24 protein-coding genes are annotated in these 22,666 nt (G+C 75.0%); 16 read left to right on the top strand and 8 right to left on the bottom strand.

From position 1 onward, the window contains the following. Positions 1–6 precede the first annotated feature (6 nt). From Actkin_RS15785 to Actkin_RS15775, 3 genes are all read left to right on the top strand, one after another. Positions 7–717: an Rv2135c family putative phosphatase gene (locus tag Actkin_RS15785; RefSeq protein WP_258907781.1), complete on the top strand. Its 711-nt coding sequence runs from the start codon at positions 7–9 to the stop codon at positions 715–717. A 246-nt stretch (positions 718–963) separates the two neighbouring features. Continuing rightward, positions 964–1,470 (top strand): hypothetical protein, encoded by a 507-nt coding sequence (locus tag Actkin_RS15780; RefSeq protein WP_258907780.1) that lies wholly within the window; start codon positions 964–966, stop codon positions 1,468–1,470. A gap of 105 nt (positions 1,471–1,575) precedes the next feature. Continuing rightward, complete coding sequence (locus tag Actkin_RS15775) at positions 1,576–2,316, top strand: S8/S53 family peptidase (RefSeq protein ID WP_258907779.1); 741 nt, start codon at positions 1,576–1,578, stop codon at positions 2,314–2,316. A 4-nt stretch (positions 2,317–2,320) separates the two neighbouring features. Here the strand turns inward: Actkin_RS15775 and Actkin_RS15770 are convergent, their stop codons facing one another. Continuing rightward, entirely contained in the window at positions 2,321–3,142 is an 822-nt protein-coding gene (locus Actkin_RS15770) for a M55 family metallopeptidase (protein WP_189210267.1), read from the bottom strand. 91 nt (positions 3,143–3,233) lie between these two features. On the opposite strand from Actkin_RS15770, the gene Actkin_RS15765 reads away from it, so the two are divergent. The 6 genes from Actkin_RS15765 (at position 3,234) to Actkin_RS15740 (ending at position 11,153) form a co-directional block, all read left to right on the top strand. Further along, positions 3,234–4,994, top strand: coding sequence for an ABC transporter substrate-binding protein (locus Actkin_RS15765; RefSeq protein ID WP_258907778.1), 1,761 nt, complete (start codon positions 3,234–3,236; stop codon positions 4,992–4,994). Continuing rightward, the gene (locus Actkin_RS15760; RefSeq protein WP_189210266.1) at positions 4,991–5,998 is read left to right on the top strand and encodes an ABC transporter permease; all 1,008 of its coding nucleotides are present in this window, start codon (positions 4,991–4,993) and stop codon (positions 5,996–5,998) included. Before Actkin_RS15765 ends, Actkin_RS15760 begins: the two co-directional genes overlap by 4 nt. A 343-nt stretch (positions 5,999–6,341) precedes the next feature. Then, positions 6,342–7,193 carry an ABC transporter permease gene (locus Actkin_RS15755; protein WP_258907938.1) on the top strand — a complete coding sequence of 284 codons (852 nt, stop codon included), beginning with the start codon at positions 6,342–6,344 and terminating at the stop codon, positions 7,191–7,193. Beyond that, the gene (gene nikE, locus Actkin_RS15750) at positions 7,190–8,791 is read left to right on the top strand and encodes a nickel ABC transporter ATP-binding protein NikE (protein WP_258907777.1); all 1,602 of its coding nucleotides are present in this window, start codon (positions 7,190–7,192) and stop codon (positions 8,789–8,791) included. The genes Actkin_RS15755 and nikE overlap by 4 nt, the downstream gene beginning before the upstream one ends. Before the next feature lie 122 nt (positions 8,792–8,913). Continuing rightward, a complete protein-coding gene (gene mptB, locus Actkin_RS15745) occupies positions 8,914–10,422 on the top strand; it encodes a polyprenol phosphomannose-dependent alpha 1,6 mannosyltransferase MptB (protein ID WP_258907776.1) in 1,509 nt (502 codons plus the stop codon). Between the two features lie 50 nt (positions 10,423–10,472). Further along, positions 10,473–11,153 carry a Clp protease N-terminal domain-containing protein gene (locus Actkin_RS15740; protein ID WP_189210263.1) on the top strand — a complete coding sequence of 227 codons (681 nt, stop codon included), beginning with the start codon at positions 10,473–10,475 and terminating at the stop codon, positions 11,151–11,153. Here Actkin_RS15740 and Actkin_RS15735 read toward each other — a convergent pair. Further along, a complete protein-coding gene (locus Actkin_RS15735) occupies positions 11,150–11,713 on the bottom strand; it encodes a dihydrofolate reductase family protein (RefSeq protein WP_189210262.1) in 564 nt (187 codons plus the stop codon). The two genes, Actkin_RS15740 and Actkin_RS15735, sit on opposite strands and share 4 nt — an antisense overlap. A 69-nt stretch (positions 11,714–11,782) precedes the next feature. Between Actkin_RS15735 and Actkin_RS15730 the strand changes: the two genes are divergently transcribed. Beyond that, a complete protein-coding gene (locus Actkin_RS15730; protein ID WP_258907775.1) occupies positions 11,783–12,466 on the top strand; it encodes an MBL fold metallo-hydrolase in 684 nt (227 codons plus the stop codon). Here Actkin_RS15730 and Actkin_RS15725 read toward each other — a convergent pair. Continuing rightward, a complete protein-coding gene (locus tag Actkin_RS15725) occupies positions 12,463–13,371 on the bottom strand; it encodes a S66 peptidase family protein (RefSeq protein WP_396122995.1) in 909 nt (302 codons plus the stop codon). The two genes, Actkin_RS15730 and Actkin_RS15725, sit on opposite strands and share 4 nt — an antisense overlap. A gap of 5 nt (positions 13,372–13,376) precedes the next feature. Beyond that, positions 13,377–15,281, bottom strand: coding sequence for a S9 family peptidase (locus Actkin_RS15720; RefSeq protein WP_258907773.1), 1,905 nt, complete (start codon positions 15,279–15,281; stop codon positions 13,377–13,379). 101 nt (positions 15,282–15,382) lie between these two features. On the opposite strand from Actkin_RS15720, the gene Actkin_RS15715 reads away from it, so the two are divergent. Continuing rightward, on the top strand, positions 15,383–15,949 hold the full coding sequence (locus Actkin_RS15715) for an Rv2134c family protein (protein ID WP_189210259.1): 567 nt from the start codon (positions 15,383–15,385) through the stop codon (positions 15,947–15,949). 7 nt (positions 15,950–15,956) lie between these two features. Further along, entirely contained in the window at positions 15,957–16,751 is a 795-nt protein-coding gene (locus Actkin_RS15710; protein ID WP_258907772.1) for an Rv2133c family protein, read from the top strand. On the opposite strand, the gene Actkin_RS15705 is transcribed toward Actkin_RS15710, so the two are convergent. Both Actkin_RS15705 and Actkin_RS15700 read right to left on the bottom strand, forming a co-directional pair. Further along, positions 16,748–17,620 (bottom strand): VOC family protein, encoded by an 873-nt coding sequence (locus Actkin_RS15705; protein WP_258907771.1) that lies wholly within the window; start codon positions 17,618–17,620, stop codon positions 16,748–16,750. The genes Actkin_RS15710 and Actkin_RS15705 overlap by 4 nt on opposite strands. Beyond that, positions 17,617–18,126, bottom strand: coding sequence for an RNA polymerase sigma factor (locus Actkin_RS15700; protein ID WP_189210256.1), 510 nt, complete (start codon positions 18,124–18,126; stop codon positions 17,617–17,619). The genes Actkin_RS15705 and Actkin_RS15700 overlap by 4 nt, the downstream gene beginning before the upstream one ends. Before the next feature lie 105 nt (positions 18,127–18,231). On the opposite strand from Actkin_RS15700, the gene Actkin_RS15695 reads away from it, so the two are divergent. The 3 genes from Actkin_RS15695 to Actkin_RS15685 are packed head-to-tail and all read left to right on the top strand — an operon-like array spanning position 18,232 to position 20,738. After that, positions 18,232–19,047, top strand: coding sequence for a DUF3097 domain-containing protein (locus Actkin_RS15695; protein WP_258907770.1), 816 nt, complete (start codon positions 18,232–18,234; stop codon positions 19,045–19,047). 50 nt (positions 19,048–19,097) lie between these two features. Beyond that, positions 19,098–19,523: an NfeD family protein gene (locus Actkin_RS15690; RefSeq protein ID WP_189210254.1), complete on the top strand. Its 426-nt coding sequence runs from the start codon at positions 19,098–19,100 to the stop codon at positions 19,521–19,523. A 27-nt stretch (positions 19,524–19,550) separates the two neighbouring features. Beyond that, on the top strand, positions 19,551–20,738 hold the full coding sequence (locus Actkin_RS15685; protein ID WP_189210253.1) for an SPFH domain-containing protein: 1,188 nt from the start codon (positions 19,551–19,553) through the stop codon (positions 20,736–20,738). A 48-nt stretch (positions 20,739–20,786) separates the two neighbouring features. Here the strand turns inward: Actkin_RS15685 and Actkin_RS15680 are convergent, their stop codons facing one another. Continuing rightward, positions 20,787–21,533, bottom strand: coding sequence for a class I SAM-dependent methyltransferase (locus Actkin_RS15680; protein WP_258907937.1), 747 nt, complete (start codon positions 21,531–21,533; stop codon positions 20,787–20,789). Between the two features lie 85 nt (positions 21,534–21,618). Between Actkin_RS15680 and Actkin_RS15675 the strand changes: the two genes are divergently transcribed. Further along, complete coding sequence (locus tag Actkin_RS15675; RefSeq protein ID WP_258907769.1) at positions 21,619–22,203, top strand: TetR/AcrR family transcriptional regulator; 585 nt, start codon at positions 21,619–21,621, stop codon at positions 22,201–22,203. Positions 22,204–22,206: 3 nt separating this feature from the next. Here the strand turns inward: Actkin_RS15675 and Actkin_RS15670 are convergent, their stop codons facing one another. Next, positions 22,207–22,662 (bottom strand): carboxymuconolactone decarboxylase family protein, encoded by a 456-nt coding sequence (locus tag Actkin_RS15670; RefSeq protein ID WP_189210250.1) that lies wholly within the window; start codon positions 22,660–22,662, stop codon positions 22,207–22,209. Between the last annotated feature and the right edge of the window lie 4 nt (positions 22,663–22,666).

Genomic DNA, 22,666 nt, shown 5'->3' with positions numbered 1-22,666 from the left:
GGTTCCGTGGCCACGGTTGTTCTGCTCCGTCATGCCCGGTCGTCCGCGAACAACGCGGGGGTGTTGGCCGGGCGCAGTGAGGGTGTGTTGCTGGATGAGACGGGGGAGCGGCAGGCGGCCGGGTTGGTGGGCCGGTTGGCGGGGTTGCCGGTGCGGTCGGTGGTGGTCTCGCCGTTGACGCGGTGTGGGCAGACGGTGGCGCCGTTGGTGGCGGAGTTGGGGTTGTCGCCGGTGGTGGAGCCGGGGTTGGCGGAGGTGGATTACGGGTCGTGGACGGGCAAGGCGATCCGGGATCTGGTGGAGGAGCCGTTGTGGAAGGTGGTGCAGCGGCATCCGTCGGCGGCGGTGTTCCCGGACGGTGAGGGGTTGGCGGGGGTGCAGGCGCGGGCGGTGGCGGCGGTGCGGGCGCATGACGCGCGGGTGGAGGCGGAGTTCGGGGAGCGGGCGTTGTGGTTGGTGTGCAGTCATGGGGATGTGATCAAGGCGATCCTGGCGGACGCGTTGGGTCAGCATCTGGATTCGTTTCAGCGGATCGTGGTGGATCCGGCGTCGGTGTCGGTAGTGCGGTACACGGCGACGCGGCCGTTCGTGCTGCGGATGAATGATTGCGGTGGTGACCTGGGCGGGGTGGTCCCCGCGGAGCCGGAGGCGGGGCAGGCGCCGGAGGACGCGACGGTCGGTGGGTCGACGGGGACGGCCGCGTGTGAGGGGCGTTGAGGGTGGTTGTCGCCGAACACTGTGCGTGATCGTCGGCGTGGCGCCGAATCGGTGTGGGTGATATTGGTGTTGGCGTCGGGTGGGTGGGTGGCGGCATGATGGCGGTGGGGAGTGCGGCGGCTGCGGCCGGGCGTCGACGAGGAAGCGGCGCCCGGCCGTTGCTCTTTTCCGGCGCGTCGGCGTGCCTGGTTACCGGCTGGTCAAGTAGCGTGCGCTGCCAGGATTGCCGGTCGGGGAGGGGTGGCGATGGCGGCCGTCGGGGCGCGGTTCGTGGCCGATGTTGATGTGGTGGCGTGGCGGCGGCGGGTGGTGCCGTGGGGTGCCGCCGGTGTGGGTGTGGTGGTGGTCGGGGTGTTGTTGGCGGTGTTCGGGGTTCCGGTGGGCGTTGTCGTGGCGGTGGTGGCGGTCGGGTTGGTGGTGCCGGTGGCGAAGGTGGCGGGTTTCGTGGCGCAGCGGCGTCGGCGGGAGACGCCGTTGATGGTGGACGCGGAGGGGGTGTGGGTGCCGACGGCGCAGGGTCCGGCGTTCCTGCCGTGGGAGACGGTGCGGGAGGTGGTGGTGGACGGTCCGACGGTGCGGTTCCGGGTGCGGGCGGGGGTGACGCCGCAGACGGAGGGGGTGCGGGGGATGCATCGGCGGGATGTGTGGCCGGTGGCGTCGGGGCCGGGGTTGCCGGTGGATTCGCGGTTGTACCGGCGGGATGTGGGGGAGATCCGGGCGGCGGTGCGGGAGTACTCGGGTGGGCGACTGTGAGTGATCACCGGCGGGGTGAGCATCACTCACTCGGCTGAGTACAGGGGTGGGTAAACGCCGTTACAGTGCGCGCATGTCGGCGGACGGTGAGAGGGGTTGAAGTCCGTGCCGCGCTTGCGTTCGCCGTTGTTGGACCTGGTCCGGTTGTCCTGGGCGCGGCGGCGTGGGGCGGGGTCGCCGGAGGTGGCGGTGGGGTTGGTGGCCGAGCCGTCGGAGGCGTCGGTGTTGGCCGCGGTGTTGTCGGCGGAGCCGTTGGCGGTGTGTCCGCTGTCGCCGGTGGTGGTGCGGCCGACGGGGGCGGCGGGGTCGACGCCGGGTGGGTTGGCGGTGGCGTTGGCGGGGTTGGTGGCCGAGGGGGTGCGGTTGCTGTTGGTGGGGACTCCGGTGACGGACGGGACGGAGCGGGAGCGGCGGGCGTTGGCGGAGGTGTTGGACTCGGCGGAGGCGGCGGGGGTGCCGGTGGTGGTGCCCGCGGGGTCGGGGCCGCCGGTGTTGACCGGGCATCGGTGGGTGATCCCGGTGGCGTCGTGTTCGGTGTCGGGGCGGTTGAGCTGGTTCGTGGAGTTCGAGGACGCGCAGCGGGGGTTGTTGGCGCCGGGTCAGGATGTGCCGGGGCCGTTGGGTCCGGCGTCGGGGAACGGGATCGCGGCGGCGTGGGTGGCGGGGACGGGGGCGTTGCTGTGGGGGATGTTCCCAGGGGCGTCGGGGGCGCAGGTGCGGGCGGCGTTGTCGATCGGGTCGCTGCACGCGCACCGGTCGGGGCCGCCGTTGTTGGACGCGCAGCGGGCGGTGGAGTTCCTGGAGCGGTTGGCGGTGGCGCCGTCGGCGTGGCGGGCGACGGGGTGAGCGGTCAGCCGTAGAGGCCGTCGATGGCGCGGGCGGCGATGGTGGTGACGATCTTGAAGGTCTTCATGGCGTCGGTCATGGTGGGGGCGGTGTAGGCGACGGTGCGGGGTGCGGTGAGGTCGACGGTGGGGATGACGGCGGCGGCGTCGGCGAGGTGGGTGGCGTCGAAGTCGACCTCGACGCGGTGGGGTGCGGTCGTGGGGGTTCGGCGGCCTGCGCGGGTCATGGCGCGGCGGGCGGCGTCGGTGATGCGGGCGGTGGTGACGGCGGGCGGGTCGCAGATGGCGGCGTAGCGGCTGACGCAGGTCTTGACGGGGGCGGCGATGGCGCCGAAGTCGGGGGCCTCGGCGCAGGTGAGGTCGTCTCCGGTGACGAGGATGACGGGGACGCCGTGTTCGTGGGCGAGTGCGGCGTTGAGGCGGCCTTCGCTGGCGGGGGCGCCGTCGAGGCGGACCTCGGTGATGGAGTTCTCCAGGTAGGTGTGGGCGAGGACGCCGGGGGCGCCTGCCCCGGTGTGGTAGCCGAGGAAGACGACGCCGTCGACGCCGGTGTCGATGCCCTGCATCATCGAGAGGGGTTTGTGGCGGCCGGTGAGCAGGCGGGCTCGGGGGTCGAGGTCCTCGATGAGCAGGTTGCGCTGGCTGGAGTGGGCCTCGTTGACGAGGACGTCGGTGGCGCCGCCGGTGTGCAGGCCGTCGACGCAGGCGTTGACGTCGGCGGTGAGCAGACGGCGGAAGCGCTGCCAGGCCTCGGTGCCGGGGACGACGTCGGTGGTGGCGGTGACGCCCGTGGCGCCTTCCATGTCGGCGGAGATCAGGATGCGCACGGCCATCACGGTACCGGTGCGGGCGGATTGTTGACGTGGACTGACCAGGGGTGGTTACTTTCTTGCCAACTACTCGGATGGGGGTGGTCGCGTGCGGATCGTGGTGGCGGCGGCGGTGGCGGTGGCCGGGTTCGCGCCGGTGGCCCAGGCCCAGGAGGAGGCGCCCCGCGGGGACGTGACGCTGCGGGTGGCGGTGACGCAGGAGATCGACTCGCTCAACCCGTTCCTGTCGATCACCCGGACGGGCACCGACGTGCTGCGGACGGCGTTCGAGCAGCTGACGACCTACGACGCGGCGACGCTGGCGCCGGTCCCGGCGCTGGCCGAGCGGTGGGAGCCCTCGGCGGACAAGCTGACCTGGCGGTTCACGCTGCGCGATGGCGCGGTGTGGAGCGACGGGAGGCCGATCACCGCGCGGGACGCGGCCTTCACCTTCGACCTGATGATGCGCGACGAGACGGCGCGCACCGCCAACGGCAACTTCGTGGCGCTGTTCGAGTCGGTGACCGCCGAGGACGAGCGCACCCTGGTGGTGCGCACGCGGTCGCCGCAGGCGACGATGACGGCGCTGGACGTCCCGATCGTGCCCGAGCACGTGTGGTCGGACCTGGACCCGGGCGCGCCGCCGACGTTCCCCATGGTGGGGTCCGGGCCGTTCGTGATCACCGAGTTCAAGGAGGGCCAGTACACGCGGCTGGTCGCCAACGACCGGTACTGGCGGGGCAGGCCGAGGATCGACCGGCTGGACTTCGTCTACTACCGCAACTCCGACGCCGCGGTGGCCGCGCTGCGCAACGGCGAGGTCGACCTGGTCAACCGGCTCACCCCCGCGCAGTTCGACGAGCTCGCCGACGAGCCGGGCGTCTCCCGCAACAAGGCCAAGGGCAAGCGGTTCAACGAGATCCTGATGAACCCCGGCGCCGCCGACAGCGCGGGCAACCCCATCGGCGACGGCCACCCTGCGCTGCGCGACCCGGTGCTGCGGCGCGCGATCGCCCAGTCGATTGACACGCGCACGCTGGTGGAGAAGGTGTGGGGCGGGTACGGGGAGCCGGGCTCGGGCTACATCCCGCCGGTGTTCGCCGACTTCCACTGGTCGACCTCGCGCCCGTTCGACATCGCCGGGGCCAACGCCGACCTCGACGCGGCCGGGTACGCGCGCGGGCCCGACGGGGTGCGGGTGGACCCGCGCAGCGGGCGGCCGCTGGCGTTGCGGCTGCTGGCGCACGCGGGCACCAACTTCGACGAGCAGTCCGCCCCGTACATCAAGGGGTGGCTGGGGGAGCTGGGCATCGCCGTGCAGGTGCAGGCGGTGTCGGACACCAAGGTCAACGAGGCGACCACACGCGGCACGTTCGACCTGGCCTACAGCGGCTGGTCGGCCAACCCGGACCCGGACTACGTGCTGTCGCTGCAGACGTGCGCGGCGCGGCCGGGCGCCGACGGCAAGGGCGCGACCCCCGACAGCTTCCTGTGCGACGAGACCTACGACGCCCTCTACGCCCAGCAGGTCGCCGAGTTCGACCGGGGCAGGCGCGCCGAGCTGGTCAAGCGGATGCAGCAGCGGCTGCACGAGCTGGCGCCGATGGTGATCCTCGGCTACGACGACATGCTGGAGGCGTGGCGGTCGGACCGCTTCGCCGCCTTCCAGGTCTCCCCCGACCCGGGCGGGCCGATCATGAACCAGCAGTCCTACTGGGGCTACTACTCGGCCACCCCGATCGCGCGCGCCGAGGAGGGCGGCAACACCGGGCTGGTGCTCGGCGCGGTGGGCGGCGGGGTGGTGCTGCTGGCCGGGGTCGGGTGGTGGCTGGCGCGGCGGCGCGCGGCGAGCGCGGACGAGCGGGAGTGAGCGACGCGCCGGTCGTCGTCGCGGTCGAGCGGCCGCGGCGGCGCCGTCTGGGCCGGTACGTGGCGGGCAAGGTCGGCGGGGCGCTGCTGAGCCTGGGGCTGATCGCGGTGCTGGGGTTCCTGCTGTTCCGGGCGCTGCCGGGGGACCCGGTGACGACGATGACGCGGGGGCGTCCGGTGAGCGCGGCGCAGATCGCCGAGCTGGAGGCCGCCTACGGGCTGGACCGGCCGCTGATCGAGCAGTTCTGGTCGTATCTTGCCGATCTGGCGCGCGGTGACCTGGGCATGTCGTACACGTTCCGGGTGCCGGTGGCCGACAAGATCGCCGAGCGGGTGGGGCCGACGCTGCTGCTGGTGGGCACGGGCACGCTGCTGGCGGTGGCGTTGGGGCTGTGGCTGGGGACGCGGTCGGCGTGGCGGCGCGGCGGCCGCTTCGACAAGGCGGCGACCGGGGTGGCCCTGGGGCTGTGGTCGGTGCCGACGTTCTGGCTGGGGCTGCTGCTGCTGTCGTGGACGTCCGGGCTGTTCCCGTCCGGGGGGATCACCTACCCGGACACGCCGCCGGACTTCTGGTCGCAGGCGGTGGACACCGCCCACCACATGGTGCTGCCGGTGATCACGTTCGTGGCGGTGGTGTACGCGCAGTACCAGCTGGTGATGCGCGCGTCGCTGGTGGAGGAGCTGTCGGCGCCGCACCTGCTGACGGCGCGGGCGAAGGGGCTGCGGGAGGACCAGGTGCTGCGCCGCCACGCGGTGCCCAACGCGCTGCTGCCGACGGTGACGCTGGTGTTCCTGCACCTGGGGCTGGTGGTGTCGGGGGCGATCACGGTGGAGACGGTGTTCTCCTGGCCGGGCCTGGGCCTGCTGACCTTCGAGGCGCTGCGCGGCCCGGACCTGCCGCTGCTGCAGGGCACGTTCCTGGTGCTGGCGGCGGCGGTGGTGCTGGCGAACCTGGCGGCGGACCTGCTGTACCGGGTGCTGGACCCGCGGGTGCGTGCGTCATGACGGACAGGTGCGTCGTGGCAGACAGCTGGGGCTTGGCGGGCAGGTGCCGCGTGGCGGACAGCTGGGGCTTGGCGGGCAGGTGCGGCCTGGCGGGCGCGGGCGGCGGGACGGGCATGGGTGCGGGCGGCATGGCGGTTGGGACAGCCGCGACCGCCGTGACCAGGTCGTTTCGCGGCCGTGGAATATTCGATGGACACGCCGAACGGGTGTTCGATAGCGTTGTGTTGTGGGGGCATGCCCCCGGGTGGGTGGGGCTTTTCCCCCCGGTGCGGGCGCGGTCTCGGCGCGGTGGGTCTGGCGGGGTTGGTCTGGTTCTTGTGGTGGCGTTCCGGCAGGTGGGTGGCTGTGTCGTGGTGCGCGCGGGGGGTGCGCGGTGAGGCGGGGCGGGGTTGTCGGTGGGTTGGTGTTGGTGGTGGTGGCGCTGCTGGCGGTGGTGGCGCCGTGGGTCACCGATCCGGCGGGGTTGGACGTGACGCGGGTCGACGGGCCGCGGTTGGGGGCGCCCAGTGGCGAGTACTGGCTGGGCACCGACGAGAACGGGCGGTCGGTGCTGCTGCTGACCTGGTGGGGGGCGCGGGTGTCACTGCTGGTCGGGGTGGCAGCGGCGGTGTTGTCGGTGGGGATCGGGACGCTGGTGGGGTTGGTGGCGGCGATGGCGGGCGCGTGGGTGTCGGCGGTGCTGATGCGGCTCACCGACTTCTTCCTCGTGCTGCCCTCGCTGGTGCTGGCGATCGCGCTGTCCACGGTGCTGGAACGCGGGGTGGGCACGATCGTGCTGGCCATCGGGCTGACGTCCTGGCCGGGGGCGGCGCGGCTGGTGCGGGCGCAGACGCTGGCGGTGGCGGCGCGGCCCTACGTCGAGCGGGCGCACGCGCTCGGCGGCGGCACCGTGCACGTCGTGGTGCGGCACGTGCTGCCCGGGGTGGTGCCGCTGGTGGTGGTCAACACGACATTGGCGGTGGGCACGGCGATCGTGGCGGAGTCGACGCTGGCGTTCCTCGGCCTCGGCGACCCGACCGCGGTGTCGTGGGGGGCGATGCTGCGCACGGCGTCGAGCACCGGGGCGGTCACGGCGGGCGCGTGGTGGTACCTGGTGCCGCCCGGGCTGGCGATCGCCGGGGTGGTGCTGGCGGTCACCGTGTGCGGGCGGGCGCTGGAGACCGTGCTCGACCCGCGGCTGCGGGAGCCGCGATGAGCCTGCTGCGAGTGCGCGACCTGCACGTGCGCTACCCGTCCGAGCACGCCGTGCGCGGGGTGGACCTCGACGTCGAGGCCGGGGAGACGCTCGGGCTGGCGGGCGAGTCCGGGTGCGGCAAGTCGACCGTGGCGCTGTCGCTGTTGCGGCTGCTGCCCCGCACCGCGGCGGTCAGCGGCGAGATCAGCGTCGACGGCGAGGACGTCACCACGCTGAACTGGGGGCGGCTGCGCGCGCTGCGGTGGGCGCGGGCGTCGGTGGTGTTCCAGGGCGCGATGCACGCGCTCAACCCGGTGCGCCGCGTCGGCGAGCAGATCGCCGAGCCCATCCGCCTGCACGACCCGACGGTCACCGCCGCGCAGGCGCGCGCCCGCGTGGCCGACCTGCTCTCCCAGGTCGAGCTGCCCGCCGAGCGCGCCCGCGCCTACCCGCACGAGCTCTCCGGCGGGCAGAAGCAGCGGGTCATGATCGCCATGGCGCTGGCCTGCGGGCCCCGGCTGATCGTGGCCGACGAGCCGACCACCGCCCTCGACGTCGTCGTGCAGGCCCAGGTGCTGGACCTGCTCTCCGGGGTGGTCGCCGAGCGCGGCATCGGCATGCTGCTGATCAGCCACGACCTGGCGGTGCTGGCGCGGGTGTGCGGGCGGCTGGCGGTCATGGACGCCGGGCGCGTGGTGGAGAGCGGACCGACCGGGCGGGTCGTCGCCGAGCCCGCGCACCCGCGCACCCGGGCGCTGGTGGCCGCCTTCCCCGCCGTCGGCGAGCCCCGCCACCGCCGCGCCCCCGCGACCACCGGCGAGCCCGCCCCCGCGGGCGTCGACCGCGTCGGCGGCGAGCTGCTGCGCGTGGAGGGGCTGCGGGTGCGCTTCGGCGACACGGTGGCCGTCGACGGCGCCGACCTCGACGTGCGCGCCGGGGAGATCGTCGCCCTGGTCGGGCAGTCCGGGTCCGGCAAGACGACCCTCGCCCGCGCCGTGCTCGGCCTGGTCCGCCCCGACGGCGGGCGGGTCCTGCTCGACGGGCGGGCCGTGCCCGCCCGCGGCCGCGGGCTGCGCGAGCACCGCAGGCAGGTGCAGTGGGTGCCGCAGGACCCCACCAGCGCGCTCAACCCCCGCCACCGCGTCGCCGACGCCGTCGCCGAGGGGCTGCGCGTGCACCGGGTGCCCGGCGACCACGCCGCGCTCGCCGCCGCGGCGCTGGCCGAGGCCGAGCTGCGCCCGCCCGAGCGGTACCTCTCGGCGCTGCCGCACGAGCTCTCCGGCGGGCAGCGCCAGCGCGTGGTGATCGCCGCGGCGCTGGCGCTGGCGCCGCGGCTGCTGGTGGCCGACGAGCCGGTGGCCTCCCTCGACGCGTCGGTGCGGGGGGAGATCCTGGCGCTGCTGCTGCGCCTGCGCGCCCGGCTGGGGCTGGCGGCGCTGGTCATCACCCACGACCTGGGGGTGGCGTGGACGGTGGCCGACCGGGTGGTGGTGCTGCGCGCGGGGCGGGTGGTGGAGTCCGGTCCGGTCGAGCGCGTGCTCACCGACCCGGCGGAGGCCTACACTCGGTCCCTGCTCGCGGCGATCCCGCGGGCGCGGTGGGCGAGCCGCCCCACGTGAGCCGTTCGGCGGCGCGACCGGCCGCCGGTTCCCGCATTGCGCGAACCGGGTCGGTGTGCCCTGTGTAGGCTCAGCTTCCGATGACCACCACCGCAGGCCCCTCCCCAGACACGGACGCACCCTTGGTCGCAGACAACGCCGAGCCCGCCGCCGCGACCGCGCCCGCGTCCCCGAGGAGGCCGCTGCCGGTGCGGACGATCGCCCTGGGCGCCGCGGGCAGCGTGCTGGTCCTGCTGGGGTCGTTCGGGGCGGCGGGCATCCTGGCCCGCGACCCGGTCCTGGGGCACGGGCCGCTGTCGTGGATCCGGTACGGGCACGGCCAGATGCTGGCCACGATGGTGCTCTACGTCGGGTTCCTGATGTTGGTGTGGGCGTGGGTGCGGCTGGGCAGGCACGTGCTGGCCGACCGGGTCGCCTCGCGCCCGGTGCTCATCGCCGCGGCGGCGTGGACGGCGCCGCTGCTGATCGCGCCGCCGGTGTTCACCCGCGACGTGTTCTCCTACCTGGCGCAGGGGGCGCTGCCGCTGCACGGCATGGACCCCTACGAGGTGGGGCCGATCATGCTCGGGGTGCCGGAGCTGGTGCAGAACGTGCACCCGTTCTGGGTGTCGACCCCCGCCCCCTACGGGCCACTGTTCATCCTGCTGGCCAAGGGGGTGGCGGCGGTGGCGGGCAGCAACGTCATCGTCGGGGTGATCCTGACTCGGCTGGTGCTGCTGATCGGGCTGGGGCTGCTGCTGTGGGCGCTGCCGGGGCTGGTGCGGCACCTGGGCGGGAAGCTGTCGGTGGCGCTGTGGCTGGCGGTGGCCGGGCCGATGACCGTGGTGCACCTGGTGGGCGGCCCGCACAACGACCTGCTGATGGTGGGGTTCCTGGCGGCCGGGGCGCTGTGCGTGCTGGACCGCCGCCACGTGCTCGGGGTGGTGCTGGTGACCCTGGGCGCGGCGGTGAAGGCGACCTCGCTGATCGCGCTGCCGTTCCTGGTGTGGGTGTGGGCCGGGCACCTGGACTCCACTCCGCTGCGCAACTTCGTGCGCGCGTTCTGCGCGGCGGTGACCACGTTCGCCGTCACGTTCGTGGGGGTGACGTTCCTGTCGCTGGGCGCGTTCGACCTGGGCTGGCTCAACTCGGTCAACGCCCCCACGATGATCGTCAACTGGCTGTCGCTGCCCACCGCGATCGGCGAGGTGATCCACTCGCTGGTGAGCCTGTTCGTCGAGGCCAACAAGAGCTGGTTCGTCAACATCGTGCGCGTGCTCGGCGCGCTGGTGTTCCTCTACATCGCGGTCAAGCAGTGGTGGCGGGCGCGGGAGGGCGGCCCGGACGCGGTGCGCCGCATGGCGCTGGTGTTCATCGCCATCGCCGTGCTGTCGCCGACCATGCTGCCCTGGTACCTGACCTGGGGCTTCGCGATCGCCGCGGCGCTGGCCTGGCAGCAGCGGCAGCTGGCGCTGGTGGTGGCGGGCGCGGTGTTCCTGGTGCTCACCTACTCCCCGGCCGGGGAGGACCTGCTCTACAACTGGCCGTTCATCGCCTGCGCGGTGGCGGTGTCGGTGCTGGCCGGGATCTCGCTGCTGCGGCCGGACCCGCTGCGCCTGTTCCGCGACCACGACGAACTCGCCCACATATAACCCCATCTTGGGGGTAGACGTGTAACCCCTTCTGGGGTTACGGTGGGGTCATGCCGAAGATCAACGTGTACCTGCCCGACGACCTCGCCGAGGAGGTCCGCGCCTCCGGGGTGCCCGTCTCCGCGGTGTGCCAGCGCGCGCTGGAGCAGTCCGCGCGCCGCGTCAGCGCCATCCGCGCCGTCGTCCTCGGCGGCGACGCCGAGCACGAGCTGCCCAACTTCACCGACCGCGCCCGCACCGCCGTGCGCATGGGCATCGACGCCGCCCGCGCCGACAACGCCCCCGAGGTCGACACCGGACACCTGCTGCGCGGCATGCTCGACGAGGGCGACAACCTCGCCCTGCGCGTGCTCGCCGCCCTCGACATCAGCCCCGACCGCGTCCGCCGCGCCATCGAGTCCCCCCGGGGCGGCGGGGAGGCCACCCGCTTCAGCTCCGACGCCGCCAACGCCCTGGAACTGGCCGTCACCGAGGCCGTCGCGCTCGGCCACAACTACATCGGCTGCGAGCACCTGCTGCTCGGCCTGGCCACCGAGCCCGACGGGCCCGGCTCCGCCGCCCTGCGCGCCGCGGGCGCCGAGCCCCGCGCGCTGCGCGCCGCCGTCACCGCCGCCCTCGCCGGGTACGTGCACCTGCGCGCCCAGACCGGCGAGATGTCGGCGGGGGTGATCGCCGCGGCGCTCAAGCCGCTCGTCGAGCGCATCGAGGCGCTGGAGAGGCGGATCTCCTAGCGGCGCACCCGGTAGTGGACGTGGGTCGCGCGCGGCGACGGGGTGACCGACACGCACTCCAGGTCCGCGCGCGCCCCGTCCAGCAGCCGCACGCCGTCGCCGAGCAGGATCGGCACCACCTGCAGGTCCAGCTCGTCGACCAGCCCGGCGGCCAGCGCCTGGCGCACCGTCTCCCCGCCCATGACGTTGACCGTGCGGCCGCCCGCCGCGGCGGTGGCGCGCTCGACGGCGGCGGCGATCCCGGCGTCGGTGAAGTGGAAGGTGCCCGAGGCCATCGGCACGTCGGGGCCGGGCCGGTGGGTGAGCACGAACGCCGCCCCGGCGAACGGCACGTCGTTCCAGTGCCCGACGCCCACGTCGTAGGTGCGCCTGCCGAGCACGGTCGCCCCGACCTCGGCGCGCATCCGCTCCACCGCCGCCCGGTCGGCCGGGGCCGGGTCGTCGGCGAACTGCCAGGCGTGCAGCAGCTCCCCGTCGCGGCCCATGCCCTCGGCCACGCTCACCCCCGGGCCCGCGCAGTAGCCGTCCAGCGACACCGACGCCCGCACCACCACCGTCATGATCCCCACCGTACTGCCGTGGGCGAAACCCGACACCGCGGCGGTGGTGATCGGCATAGCCTCGCGGGCATGCGGATCACCGAGCGGCTCACCATGCTGCGCTTCGCCGTCGGCCAGGCCTACCTGTGGCGCGACGGCGACGACCTCACCCTGATCGACACCGGCCCGGCCGGGTCCGGGCCCGCGATCGCCGCCGCGGTCGCCGGGCTGGGCATGGACACCGCGGCGATCCGGCGGATCGTGCTCACCCACGGCCACAACGACCACGCCGGGGCCGCCGCCGAGGTGCGCGCCTGGCACGGCGCGCCCGTGCACGCCCACCACGCCGACGTCGCGCTCGTGCAGGGCGAGCAGCCGCCGCCGGAGCCGGTGCTCACCGCCGACTGGGAGCGGGAGCTGTTCGCCGCGATCGTGCCCGGCGTGCCGCCCGCGGCGCCCTGCCCGGTCGACGTCGTCCTGCGCGGCGGCGAGGTCCTCGACTTCGGCGCCCGCGTGATCGGGGTGCCCGGGCACACCCCCGGCAGCCTCGCCCTGCACCTGCCGGAGGACGGGGTGCTGTTCACCGGCGACACCATCGCCGAGCACGAGGGCCGGATCATGCTGGGGGTGTTCAACAGCGACCCCGCGCTGGCCGTGGAGTCCTTCCGCCGCCAGGCCGCGCTCGACGGGGTCGAGATCGCCTGCTTCGGCCACGGCGACCCGGTGCTGGCCGGGGCGTCGGCCGCGCTGCGCACCGCGGCCGCCGACCTCTAGGCCAGGGCGGGCTCGGCCAGCGTCAGCGTCCCGTCGTCGGCGTCGAGCCGGGCGGAGACGCCCAACGGCACGGTGAGCTGCTCCGGGCAGTGCCCGAAGCCCAGCTCCCACACCATCGGCACGCCGAGCCCGCCCAGCAGGTCGGCCACCACCGCGTACACCTCGCGCGGCTCGCCGCACTCCGCCCACGAGCCCAGCGCGACCCCGGTGACCCCGGTGAACCAGCCCGCGCGCAGCAGCTGGGTGAGCAGCCGGTCCACCCGGTAGGGGTCCTCGCCGACGTCCTCCAGCAGCAGGATCGACCCGTCCGGCGGGGGCGCGGCGTCCAGCGAGCCGACGTCGGCGGCCAGCAGGCTCAGCGTGCCGCCGCAGGTGACGCCCTCGGCGACCCCGTGCTCGGCGGTGGACACCCTCGGCCCGGTCAGCACCACCGTGGACTCCGGGTCGAACAGCGTCGCCCGCAGGTGCTCGCGCGCTCCCGCGTCGAACAGCTTCCCGGCCACCATCGGGGCGAACAGCGTCACCAGGTCCAGGTTCGCGCCGAAGGCCGCGTGCAGGGCGGTCACGTCGCTGGACCCGGCGAGCACCTTCGGGCCCGCGGCGGCCAGCGCCGCCCAGTCCAGCAGGTCCACCAGCCGCTGGCAGCCGTAGCCGCCGCGCGCGCACACCACCGCCTCCACCGCCGGGTCGCACCAGGCGTCCTGCAGGTCGGCGGCCCGGTCGGCGTCGGTCCCGGCCAGGTAGGGCAGGCGCGGGTGGCGGTCGAGCACGTGCTCGCCCACCCGCACCCGCAGCCCCCACGACTCCAGCGCCGCGACCCCCTCGGCCAGCCGCGCCCGCTCCACCGGCCCGGCCGGGGCGACGACCGCGACCAGGGACCCCTCGCGCAGCCTCGGCGGGCGCATCCTGGTCATGGCGTCAGCTCCAGTTCGGGCACACCGGGCGGGGTGAACCCGAACACCCGGCCGTAGAAGGACAGTTCGGCGGCGTAGGCGGCGGCGATGGTCTCCGCGCGGCGGAACCCGTGCCGCTCGCCGTCGAAGCTGAGGTAGGCGTGCGGGACGCGCAGGCCGTCGACGAACCGCTTGACCTGCTCCGGCGGGCACACGGGGTCCTCGGCGCCCTGCAGCACCAGCACCGGGCCGCGCACCCGGTCGGCGGCGCCGACGGGGGAGCGCTCGCGGTAGCGGTCGGCGTGCTCGGGCAGCGCGCCGACGAGCCGCTCGACGTAGCGGGACTCGAAGTCGTGGGTCTCAACGCGCCCCTCGGCCCACGGGGACAGGTCCAGCAGCGGGAACATCAGCGTGGCGCAGGCGAACACGGCGCCGCCGGTCATGGCCGCGGCGGCGGTGAAGCCGCCCGCGCTGCCGCCGCGCACCGCCAGCCGCGTCGGGTCGGCGGTGCCGTCGGCGACCAGGGCGGCCGCGGCGGCGATCGTGTCGGCGACGTCGACCACGCCCCACCGGCCGTGCAGCAGCTCCCGGAACGCGCGGCCGTGCCCGGTGGACCCGGCGTAGTCCACGGCCACCACGCCGAACCCGCGGCTGGTGAAGAACGCGATGTCGAGATCCAGCGCCCTGCTGAAGGCGGTGGTGGGGCCGCTGTGCGGGTACAGCAGGTAGGGCGGCGACTCGCCCTCCGGGCCCGCGAAGTCCGGATTGGTCGGCGGGTACACCAGCACCGGCACCGCGTGCCCGTCGGCGTCGACGGTGCGCGCCACCGGCTCGGGCAGGTAGCGGGGGTCCGGCGCGTCGGGGCGGGTGTGTTCGGTGTGGACGCCGGTGGACAGGTCCAGGCTGATCACCGTCCACGGGGTGCGCGGTCCCGCCGCGCACGTGGTGACCACCCCGTCGGCGGCGTGCAGGTCGGGGGCGAACACGGCGAAGTCGGTGTCCACGTCGGTCACGGTGCCGCTGCGCTCGTCCAGGACGGCCAGCGCGCCCGCGCGCAGCACGGCGTGGCGGCCGCGGCCCAGCGGCGCGAACCAGCGCCGCCCCAGCTGCCACAGCGGCCCGCCCAGCTCGTGGTCGCCGGGGGCCAGCGCCACCATGGCCCCGTCGAGGCCGATGCGGTGCAGGTTCCACCAGCCGCGCGGGTCGGCCATGGCCAGCAGCGAGTCCGGCGCCTCCCAGCACACCTGGCACACCGACACCCCGGGCCCGCCCGCGACCACCCGGTGCGGGCCGAACACGCCGTCGGCACCGACGGCGGCCACGCACAGCTCGCTGGCGTCCCACGGCATGTCCGGGTGCGACCAGCCGATCCAGGCAGCGTGCCGCCCGTCCGGGGAGGGCTGCGGGGCGGTCATGAAGTGGTGCGAGCGGCCCAGCACCCGCACCCCGCCCGACAGCGACACCGCCACCAGGTCGCGGACGACGTCGGTGGGCGCGTCGCCGGTGACGGTCTCGCGCACGCACCACACCTCGCCGCCGGGCCCGGGGGTGAGGTCGCTGTAGCGCCATCCGTGCTCGCGGTCGGGCACCCCGGTCAGCGGCACGGGGCCGTCGTCGGTGACGGCGTAGACGCGCTGGTCGCCCCACTCGGTGAACACCACCCGCCCGTCGACGACGGTGAACGGGCGCCCGCCGTACTCGTGGACGCGGTCGCGCGCGCTCCACGGCGCGCCCAGCACCTCCACCGGCCCGTCCGGCCCGGAGCGCAGCAGCGCCTGCCGCCCGCCCTCCTCCGGCAGCGACCGCGTCCACCACACCGCGCCCCCGTGCGGCAGCACCCAGGTCGGGGCGGCCGCGGAGCGGGCGACGTCGGCGGCGGTCAGGGGCGACTCCCAGCCGCCGTGCGGGGCGATGTGGACCACGAGACGACCCTACCGACCGCCCGATACGGTGGACGCGTCAACGCTGTCCGGTGGGGGCGGGACCTGCCCGTCCCCGCGTCGTGCAATAAGGTCGAGGTGCCATGGCTCGCGTCATCCACGTCTTCCGCCAACCCGACCGCTTCGTCGCGGGCACCGTCGGGCAGCCCGGCGACCGCACGTTCTACCTGCAGGCGGTGGAGTCGGCCAAGACGGTGTCGGTGACCATCGAGAAACAGCAGGTGCAGGTGCTCGCCGAGCGCATCGGGTCGCTGCTGGAGGAGGTGCACCGCCGCTTCGGCGCCGAGGTGCCCGACGACGTCGACGAGACCGACGTGGACTCCGAGCCGCTGACCGTGCCGGTGGAGGAGGAGTTCCGCGTCGGCACCATGGGCCTGGGCTGGGACGCGGAGTCCCGCGCGGTGGTCATCGAGCTGCTGGCGATCACCGAGGGCGAGGTCGACGAGTCGGTGGTGCTCGACGACACCGAGGAGGGCCCCGACGCGGTGCGCGTGTTCCTCACCCCGGTGATGGCGCGCGCCTTCGCCGAGCGCGCCGACCGCGTCCTCAAGGCCGGACGCAAGCCGTGCCCGCTGTGCGGGGAGCCGCTGGACCCCGGCGGGCACGTGTGCCCGCGCCAGAACGGCTACCGCCGCGGCGACGACGACTGACCCGCCGGTGTTACCGACCGACCCGCACGCCGAGGCGTTCCTGCGCGAGGGCGAGCTGGACATCGAGGGCCGCATGGTCGACGCCTCCAACATCACCCTGTTCTGCGGCATCACCCTCGACGGGGTGAGCGCGCGCTGCGTCTACAAGCCGGTGCGCGGCGAGCGGCCGCTGTGGGACTTCCCCGACGGCACGCTGGCCGGGCGGGAGGTCGCCGCCTACCTCGTCGCCCGCGCCGCCGGGCTGCCGCTGATCCCGCCGACGGTGCTGCGCGACGGCCCGGTCGGGCCCGGCATGGTGCAGCTGTGGGTGGACACCAAGGAGGGCGACGACCTCGTCGACCTGGTCACCCCCGACGAGGTGCCGCCCGGCTGGCGCACCGTGCTGCACGCCCTGGACCGCCACGGCGACCCGGCGGCGCTCATCCACTCCGGCGACGTGGCCGTCGCCCGGCTGGCCGCGCTGGACGTGGTGCTCAACAACGCCGACCGCAAGGGCGGGCACGTCCTGCACGGCACCGACGGCGGCGTGTACGGGGTGGACCACGGCATCTGCCTGCACCACGAGCCGAAGCTGCGCACCGTGCTGTGGGGGTGGGCGGGGGAGCCGCTGCCCGCCGACGTGCTCGACCACCTCGCCCGGCTCAGGTCCGCCCTGGACGGCGACTTCGCCGACGAGGTGGGCGAGCACCTGACGGTCCGCGAGGTCAAGGCGCTGCGCACCCGGGTGGCGCGGCTGCTGGCCGCCCCGGTGTTCCCGGTGCCCGACGCCGCGGGCCGCCCGATCCCCTGGCCCGCGTTCTAGGGCTGCCAGAGCTGGAAGGCCCTGCCCTCGGGGTCGGCGCACTCCACGTACCGGCCGTAGGGCTTGGTGTCGATCTCCCCGGCGGTGCCGCCGTGCGCGCGCACCGCGTCGACCGCGGCGCGGATGTCGGCGACCCGGTAGCACAGGTCCACCCTCGGCGACCCGCCGCCGCCCCACAGCCCGACCTGGCGGCCGTTCACCTGCCAGCCGCCCGGCACCGAGCCGGGGCTGAACGACCAGCCGAGCACCGCCCCGTAGAAGGCGCGGGCGGCATCGGCGTCGGCGACGACCACCGTGGCGTAGCCGATGTCGCCGGGGCGGGGCGCGGTCTCGTCCTCGGCCAGCATCCAGCGGTGCCCGAACGGGTCGACCAGCACCGCCAGTCGGCCGTAGGGGTAGTCGGCGGGGTCGCGCTCGGGGCGCGCGCCGCGGTCGACGGCGCGGGCGAAGGCGGCGTCGACGTCGGGCACCCGCAGGTGCAGGGTGTGCGAGGCCGGGCGGCCCTGCTCGGGCGCGGCGACGGGGGTGTCGCCCGCCGCGGCGGCGTCGGCCAGCATCAGCACCGCGTCGCCGATGGTCAGCTCGGCGTGGCCGATCGCCCCGTCGGGCATGACGACCGGCTCGCCGCGCCGGTGGGCGTTGAGGGCCTCGACGTACCAGTCGATGGCCGCGGCGGCGTCGGTGACGACGATGTAGGGGCTGATCGCGGGACCGGCCCCCGCCTGGGTCTGGGTGCTGGTGGTCATGGTGGTGTCGTCCTTCCAGGTCAGGACCGCGCGGCGGAGGCGCTCGCGCAGGTCGGCGGCGAACCCGGGGTCCGGGTGCTCGGGGGTGTCGGGGACGCGGAGGGCGTCGAACGGGTCGCTCACGGCTGCCCTCCCTCGGGGTAGGCGCGACGGAACGCGGCGCGGGCGCGCACCAGCAGCGCCTCGGTGGCGTGCACGGTGCGGCCCAGGTGGGCGGCGACCTCGGGCACGGGGAGCCCGTCGAGGTAGCGCAGGGTGAGCGCGGCGCGGTGGTGCGGGCCGAGCGCGGCGAGGGTCTGGCGGGCGAGGATGGCGTCCAGGCGCACCTCCCACGGGTCCTCGACGCCGGGGTCCTCCACCACGCGCAGCCGTTCGCGGGCGACGCGGCGCCAGTGGTCGGCGAGCTTGTGCCGGGCCACGCCGATCAGCCACGGCACCGACGGGGTGTCGGCCCCGGGTCGGCGGGCGGCGGCGACGGCGGCCAGGAACGTCTCGGCGGTGAGGTCCTCGGCCAGGGCGGTGTCGCCGACGCGGGCCAGCAGGTAGCCGTAGACGTGCGGCAGCGCGTGGTCGTAGAGGTCGAGCAGCGCCACGGCCGGGTCCGGGCGCGCCCGGGGGTGCGGGCTCACACCCCATAGTCGTGCGGGCGGGCCGTCCTCCGACGCCCCGGCGGGGACTTTTTCACCCCGGCGTGGCGGGTCGGCCTCAGCGGCGGGGCCGGCTAGCGTGGCCGGGTGCGATCACAGGAGTACGGGGACGTGTTGGGCGGGCGGGCGCGGCGGGTGGCGCCGGAGGTGGCCGCCGAGGCCGGGGTGGTGGTGGAGGAGCCCGGGTCGGGGTTCTGCGGCGCGGTGGTGCGGGTGGAGCGCGGCACCGCCCGCCACGACGCGGTGGTGCTCGAGGACCGGCACGGCAGGCAGCGGGTGTTCCCGATGGCGCCCGCCGGGTTCCTGCTGGACGGGCGGCCGGTGACGCTGGTGCGGCCGGTGGCCACGCCCGCCCCGGCGCGGCGGGTGTCGGCGTCGGGGTCGGTGCGGGTGGAGGGGCTGCGGGCGCGCACGGCGGCGGCCAGCCGCATCTGGGTGGAGGGCGTGCACGACGCGGAGCTGGTGGAGCTGGTGTGGGGGCACGACCTGCGGGTGGAGGGCGTGGTGGTGGAGCCGCTGGACGGGGTGGACCACCTGGCCGAGGCGGTGGCGGGGTTCGGGCCGGGCCTGGGCAGGCGGCTGGGGGTGCTGGTGGACCACCTGGTGGCGGGCAGCAAGGAGTCGCGGGTGGCCGCCGGGGTGGCGGGCGAGCACGTGCTGGTGACCGGGCACCCGTACGTCGACATCTGGCAGGCGGTCAAGCCGTCGGTGCTGGGGATCCCGGCGTGGCCGTCGGTGCCGCGCGGGGTGGCGTGGAAGGACGGGGTGTGCGCGGCGCTGGGCTGGGGCGACCCGGCGCAGGGCTGGCGGCGGGTGCGTGCGGCGGTGACCGGGTTCCGGGACCTGGAGGCGCCGCTGGTGGGCGCGGTCGAGCGGCTGATCGACTTCGTGACCGAGGCGTGACCTGCGCGGTTCGTCCGCTGCGGGTGTCCGGTTTCTGCGAGGATGGGGTCATGGCGCTGATCTGGCTGATCGTCGGGGTCGTGCTGGTCGTCGCCGAGGTGCTCTCCGGCGAGTTCGTGCTCGTGATGCTCGGGGTCGCGGCGCTGGCCGGGGCGGGCGCCGAGGCGCTGTTCGGGCTGCCGGTGGTCTCCGCGGCGGTGTTCGCCGCGACCGCGCTGGGCCTGCTGGCGGGGGTGCGGCCCTCGCTCAAGCGGCGCTGGCAGGGCCGGTTGACCGCCGACAACGTGGCCGGGCTGATCGGCGAGACCGCCGTGGTGACCGCCACGGTGGACGCCACCGGCGGCACGGTGCGGCTGCGCGGCGGAGACTGGTCGGCGCGCGCCCTGGACGACCGGCAGGTGCTGGAGCCCGGTACGACGGTGACCGTGGTGGAGATCGAGGGGGCCACCGCCGTGGTGTACGCCCACGGCGGCTGAGCGCCCCCGGGTTGGGAGGACGGACGAGTGGATGTCGGGCTGATCGTCGCGATCGTGGCGGCCCTGTTCGTGGTGATCGTGCTGGTGAAGGCGGTCCTGGTGATCCCGCAGGCGCAGACGGCGGTGATCGAGCGCCTCGGCCGGTTCAAGGTGGTCGCCCAGCCGGGGCTGAACTTCCTGGTGCCGTTCCTGGACAAGGTGCGCGCCCGCATCGACATGCGCGAGCAGGTGGTGTCGTTCCCGCCGCAGCCGGTGATCACGCAGGACAACCTGACCGTGCGCATCGACACGGTCGTGTACTTCCAGGTCACCGACTCGCGGTCGGCGGTCTACGAGATCTCCAACTACATCGTCGCCGTGGAGCAGCTGACCACCACGACGCTGCGCAACGTCGTCGGCGGCATGAGCCTGGAGCAGACGCTGACCTCGCGCGACAACATCAACCAGCAGCTGCGCGGCGTGCTGGACATGGAGACCGGGCGGTGGGGGATCCGGGTGGCGCGCGTGGAGCTCAAGGCGATCGACCCGCCGCCGTCCATCCAGGACTCGATGGAGAAGCAGATGCGCGCCGACCGGGAGAAGCGCGCCATGATCCTCAACGCCGAGGGCCAGCGCGAGTCGGCGATCAAGACCGCGGAGGGCCAGAAGCAGTCGCAGATCCTGGCCGCCGAGGGCGCCAAGCAGGCCGCGATCCTGGCCGCCGAGGCCGAGCGGCAGTCGCGCATCCTGCGCGCCCAGGGCGACCGCGCCGCCCGCTACCTGCAGGCGCAGGGCCAGGCCAAGGCGATCGAGAAGGTCAAGGCCGCCCGCCCCTCGCCGGAGGTGCTGGCCTACCAGTACCTGCAGACGCTGCCGACGATGGCCCAGGGCGACGCGAACAAGGTGTGGCTGATCCCCTCGGACTACGGCAAGGCGCTGGAGGGCTTCGCCCGCATGCTCGGCGCCCCGGGCGAGGACGGCGTGTTCCGCTACGAGCCGCCCGCCGACGCGCCCGCGACCGCCCCTGAGGAGGACGAGGCCTCCGTCAGCGGCTGGTTCGACACCTCCACGGACCCGAAGGTCGCCGAGGCGGTGCGCGCCGCGGAGGAGGTGGCGCGCAAGGAGGTCGAGAGCCCGCTGGCCGTGCCCCGGGTCGGCCCCGCCACGCCCGCTGCCGGGATGCCCGCGCCGGAGGTGGGCGCGCCGCCCGCCCGGATCGAGCCCGACCAGCTCTGACCGTCCCTCGATGCCCCCGCGCGTGGTGCTCGCGCGGGGGCATCGGCGTCACCGCGGCCGGGTCGGCCCTCCGGGGACGGCGGCCGTGACCGCGACGGTGGTGTAGGGCAGGGTGAACGCGCCGCCGAGGGCGTCGATCGCGGCCCCCACCCCGTCCAGCGCGGCGGCCAGGCGCTCCGGCGGCAGCCGGGTGAGCAGGCCGCTGGTGGGCAGCTGGTCCAGCCACTGCGCGCGCGTGTAGTCGCGCTGCCAGTCGAACGTCCACCGCCGCGGTTCGGTGAACGCGCCGCTCGCCCGGATGCCGTCGGCGGCGAGGGCGTCCAGCGTCCGGTAGCCGTCCTCGGCGGGCCGAGGCATGTCGGGCAGCGCCGCGGCCAGCGCGTCGGTGATGCCCGGCGGGGTGTGCGGCACGTGCCAGAACACCGCCAGCAGCCCGCCCGGGCGCAGCGCCCGGGCGGCGGCGGCCGCGCCCGCCACCGGGTCCACCCAGTGCCAGGACTGCCCGGCCACGACCGCGTCGAACACCCGGCCCGCCGGGTCCCACGCCTCGAACGCGGCCACCTCCACCGCGATCCCGCTCCGTCGGGCGAAGGCGGCCATCCGCTCGTCCGGGTCGACGCCGAGCACCGTGCAGCCCGCGGCGCGGAACTGGCGGGCGGCGATCCCGGTCCCGCAGCCGACGTCGAGCACGGCGCGGCCGGGGGAGTGCGCGACGACCCGCTCGACGAGGGCGTCGGGATAGGGCGGGCGGGTGCGGTCGTAGCGCTCGACGTCGACGCCGAACGACTCGGCCATGCCGCGCTGCCGGTGCGGCTCCCCGGATAGAGTGGGCATGCGCCCACCATAGTGGGCACGTGCCCACTATCGCGAGGACCACGCCATGCCCACCGGAGTCCGCATCACCGACGCGCGCACCCGGCTGTTCGACGCCGCCGAGGCCGTCCTGCTGCGCTCCGGGCCCAGCGCGCTGACCAGCCGCGCCGTCACCGACGAGGCGGGCTGCGCCAAGGGCGTGCTGCACCGGCACTTCGCCGACTTCGACGACTTCCTCGCCGCCCTGGTGCGCGACCGCGTCGCCCGCGTCGCGGACCAGGGCGCCGCCCTGGCCCGCCGCGCCGGGACCGGCGACGTGGTCGACAACGTCGCCGCCGCGCTGACCGAGCTGTTCGGCTCGGTCGCCGCGGCCATCGTCAGCCTCCTGATCTTCCGCGACGACCTGCGCGCCCGGCTGCGCGCGGACACCCCGACCGGCATCCCCCTGCTGACCGAGGCGGCGGCCATGCTCGCCGACTACCTCGCCCGCGAGCGCGAGCTGGGCCGCGTCGCCGCCGACGCCGACCCCGACGTGCTCGCCCCGACCCTGCTGGGCGGCGGGCACCTGGCCTACGCCGACCGCGACGGCGCACGGCCGGAGTCGGTGCGCGCGATGGTGGCCGCCGTCCTCGCCGGGGTCACGCGGCCGTGAGGCTCACTTGCGGTGCGAGCCGGGGATCGCGCGGCTGGACACCGCGATCCGGTTCCAGGCGTTGATCGTGGCCACCGCGACGATCAACGCGGCCAGCGTCGGCTCGTCGTAGTGCTCGGCGGCCTCGGCCCACACCTCGTCCGGCACGCCGTGGCCGTGGTCGGGCAGCCGGGTCGCGGCCTCGGCGAAGGCCAGGGCGGCGCGCTCGGCCGGGGTGAAGAACGGCGTCTCCCGCCACACGGCCACGGCGTAGAGGCGCTCGTCGGTCTCGCCCGCCGCCTTGGCGTCGTGGCAGTGCATGTCGACGCAGTAGGCGCAACCGTTGATCTGGCTGGCGCGCACCTTCACCAGCTCGTAGGTGCTCTTGGGCAGCGAACTGCCCGCCATGAACTTCTCCAAACCGAGCATCGCCCGGTAGGCCTCGGGGGCGTGGGCGGCGACGTCGATCCGCTGCTGCATCAAT

This window comes from Actinokineospora sp. UTMC 2448, assembly GCF_024760565.1.
In the GTDB taxonomy this organism is placed as follows: Bacteria; Actinomycetota; Actinomycetes; order Mycobacteriales; family Pseudonocardiaceae; genus Actinokineospora; species Actinokineospora fastidiosa.
The sequence above is the reverse complement of the archived record's forward strand: the minus strand, read 5'-3'. Positions and strand labels throughout refer to the sequence as shown.

What these genes read in the sequence shown, in the direction of transcription:
- Actkin_RS15715 (WP_189210259.1), top strand. Translation starts at nt 15,383, where the DNA reads ATGGCTCGCGTCATCCACGTCTTCCGCCAACCCGACCGCTTCGTCGCG.
- Actkin_RS15735 (WP_189210262.1), bottom strand. Translation starts at nt 11,713, where the DNA reads ATGACGGTGGTGGTGCGGGCGTCGGTGTCGCTGGACGGCTACTGCGCG.
- Actkin_RS15690 (WP_189210254.1), top strand. Translation starts at nt 19,098, where the DNA reads ATGGCGCTGATCTGGCTGATCGTCGGGGTCGTGCTGGTCGTCGCCGAG.
- Actkin_RS15680 (WP_258907937.1), bottom strand. Translation starts at nt 21,533, where the DNA reads ATGGCCGAGTCGTTCGGCGTCGACGTCGAGCGCTACGACCGCACCCGC.
- Actkin_RS15730 (WP_258907775.1), top strand. Translation starts at nt 11,783, where the DNA reads ATGCGGATCACCGAGCGGCTCACCATGCTGCGCTTCGCCGTCGGCCAG.
- Actkin_RS15675 (WP_258907769.1), top strand. Translation starts at nt 21,619, where the DNA reads ATGCCCACCGGAGTCCGCATCACCGACGCGCGCACCCGGCTGTTCGAC.
- Actkin_RS15780 (WP_258907780.1), top strand. Translation starts at nt 964, where the DNA reads ATGGCGGCCGTCGGGGCGCGGTTCGTGGCCGATGTTGATGTGGTGGCG.
- Actkin_RS15725 (WP_396122995.1), bottom strand. Translation starts at nt 13,371, where the DNA reads ATGCGCCCGCCGAGGCTGCGCGAGGGGTCCCTGGTCGCGGTCGTCGCC.
- Actkin_RS15740 (WP_189210263.1), top strand. Translation starts at nt 10,473, where the DNA reads ATGCCGAAGATCAACGTGTACCTGCCCGACGACCTCGCCGAGGAGGTC.
- Actkin_RS15670 (WP_189210250.1), bottom strand. Translation starts at nt 22,662, where the DNA reads ATGCAGCAGCGGATCGACGTCGCCGCCCACGCCCCCGAGGCCTACCGG.
- nikE (WP_258907777.1), top strand. Translation starts at nt 7,190, where the DNA reads ATGAGCCTGCTGCGAGTGCGCGACCTGCACGTGCGCTACCCGTCCGAG.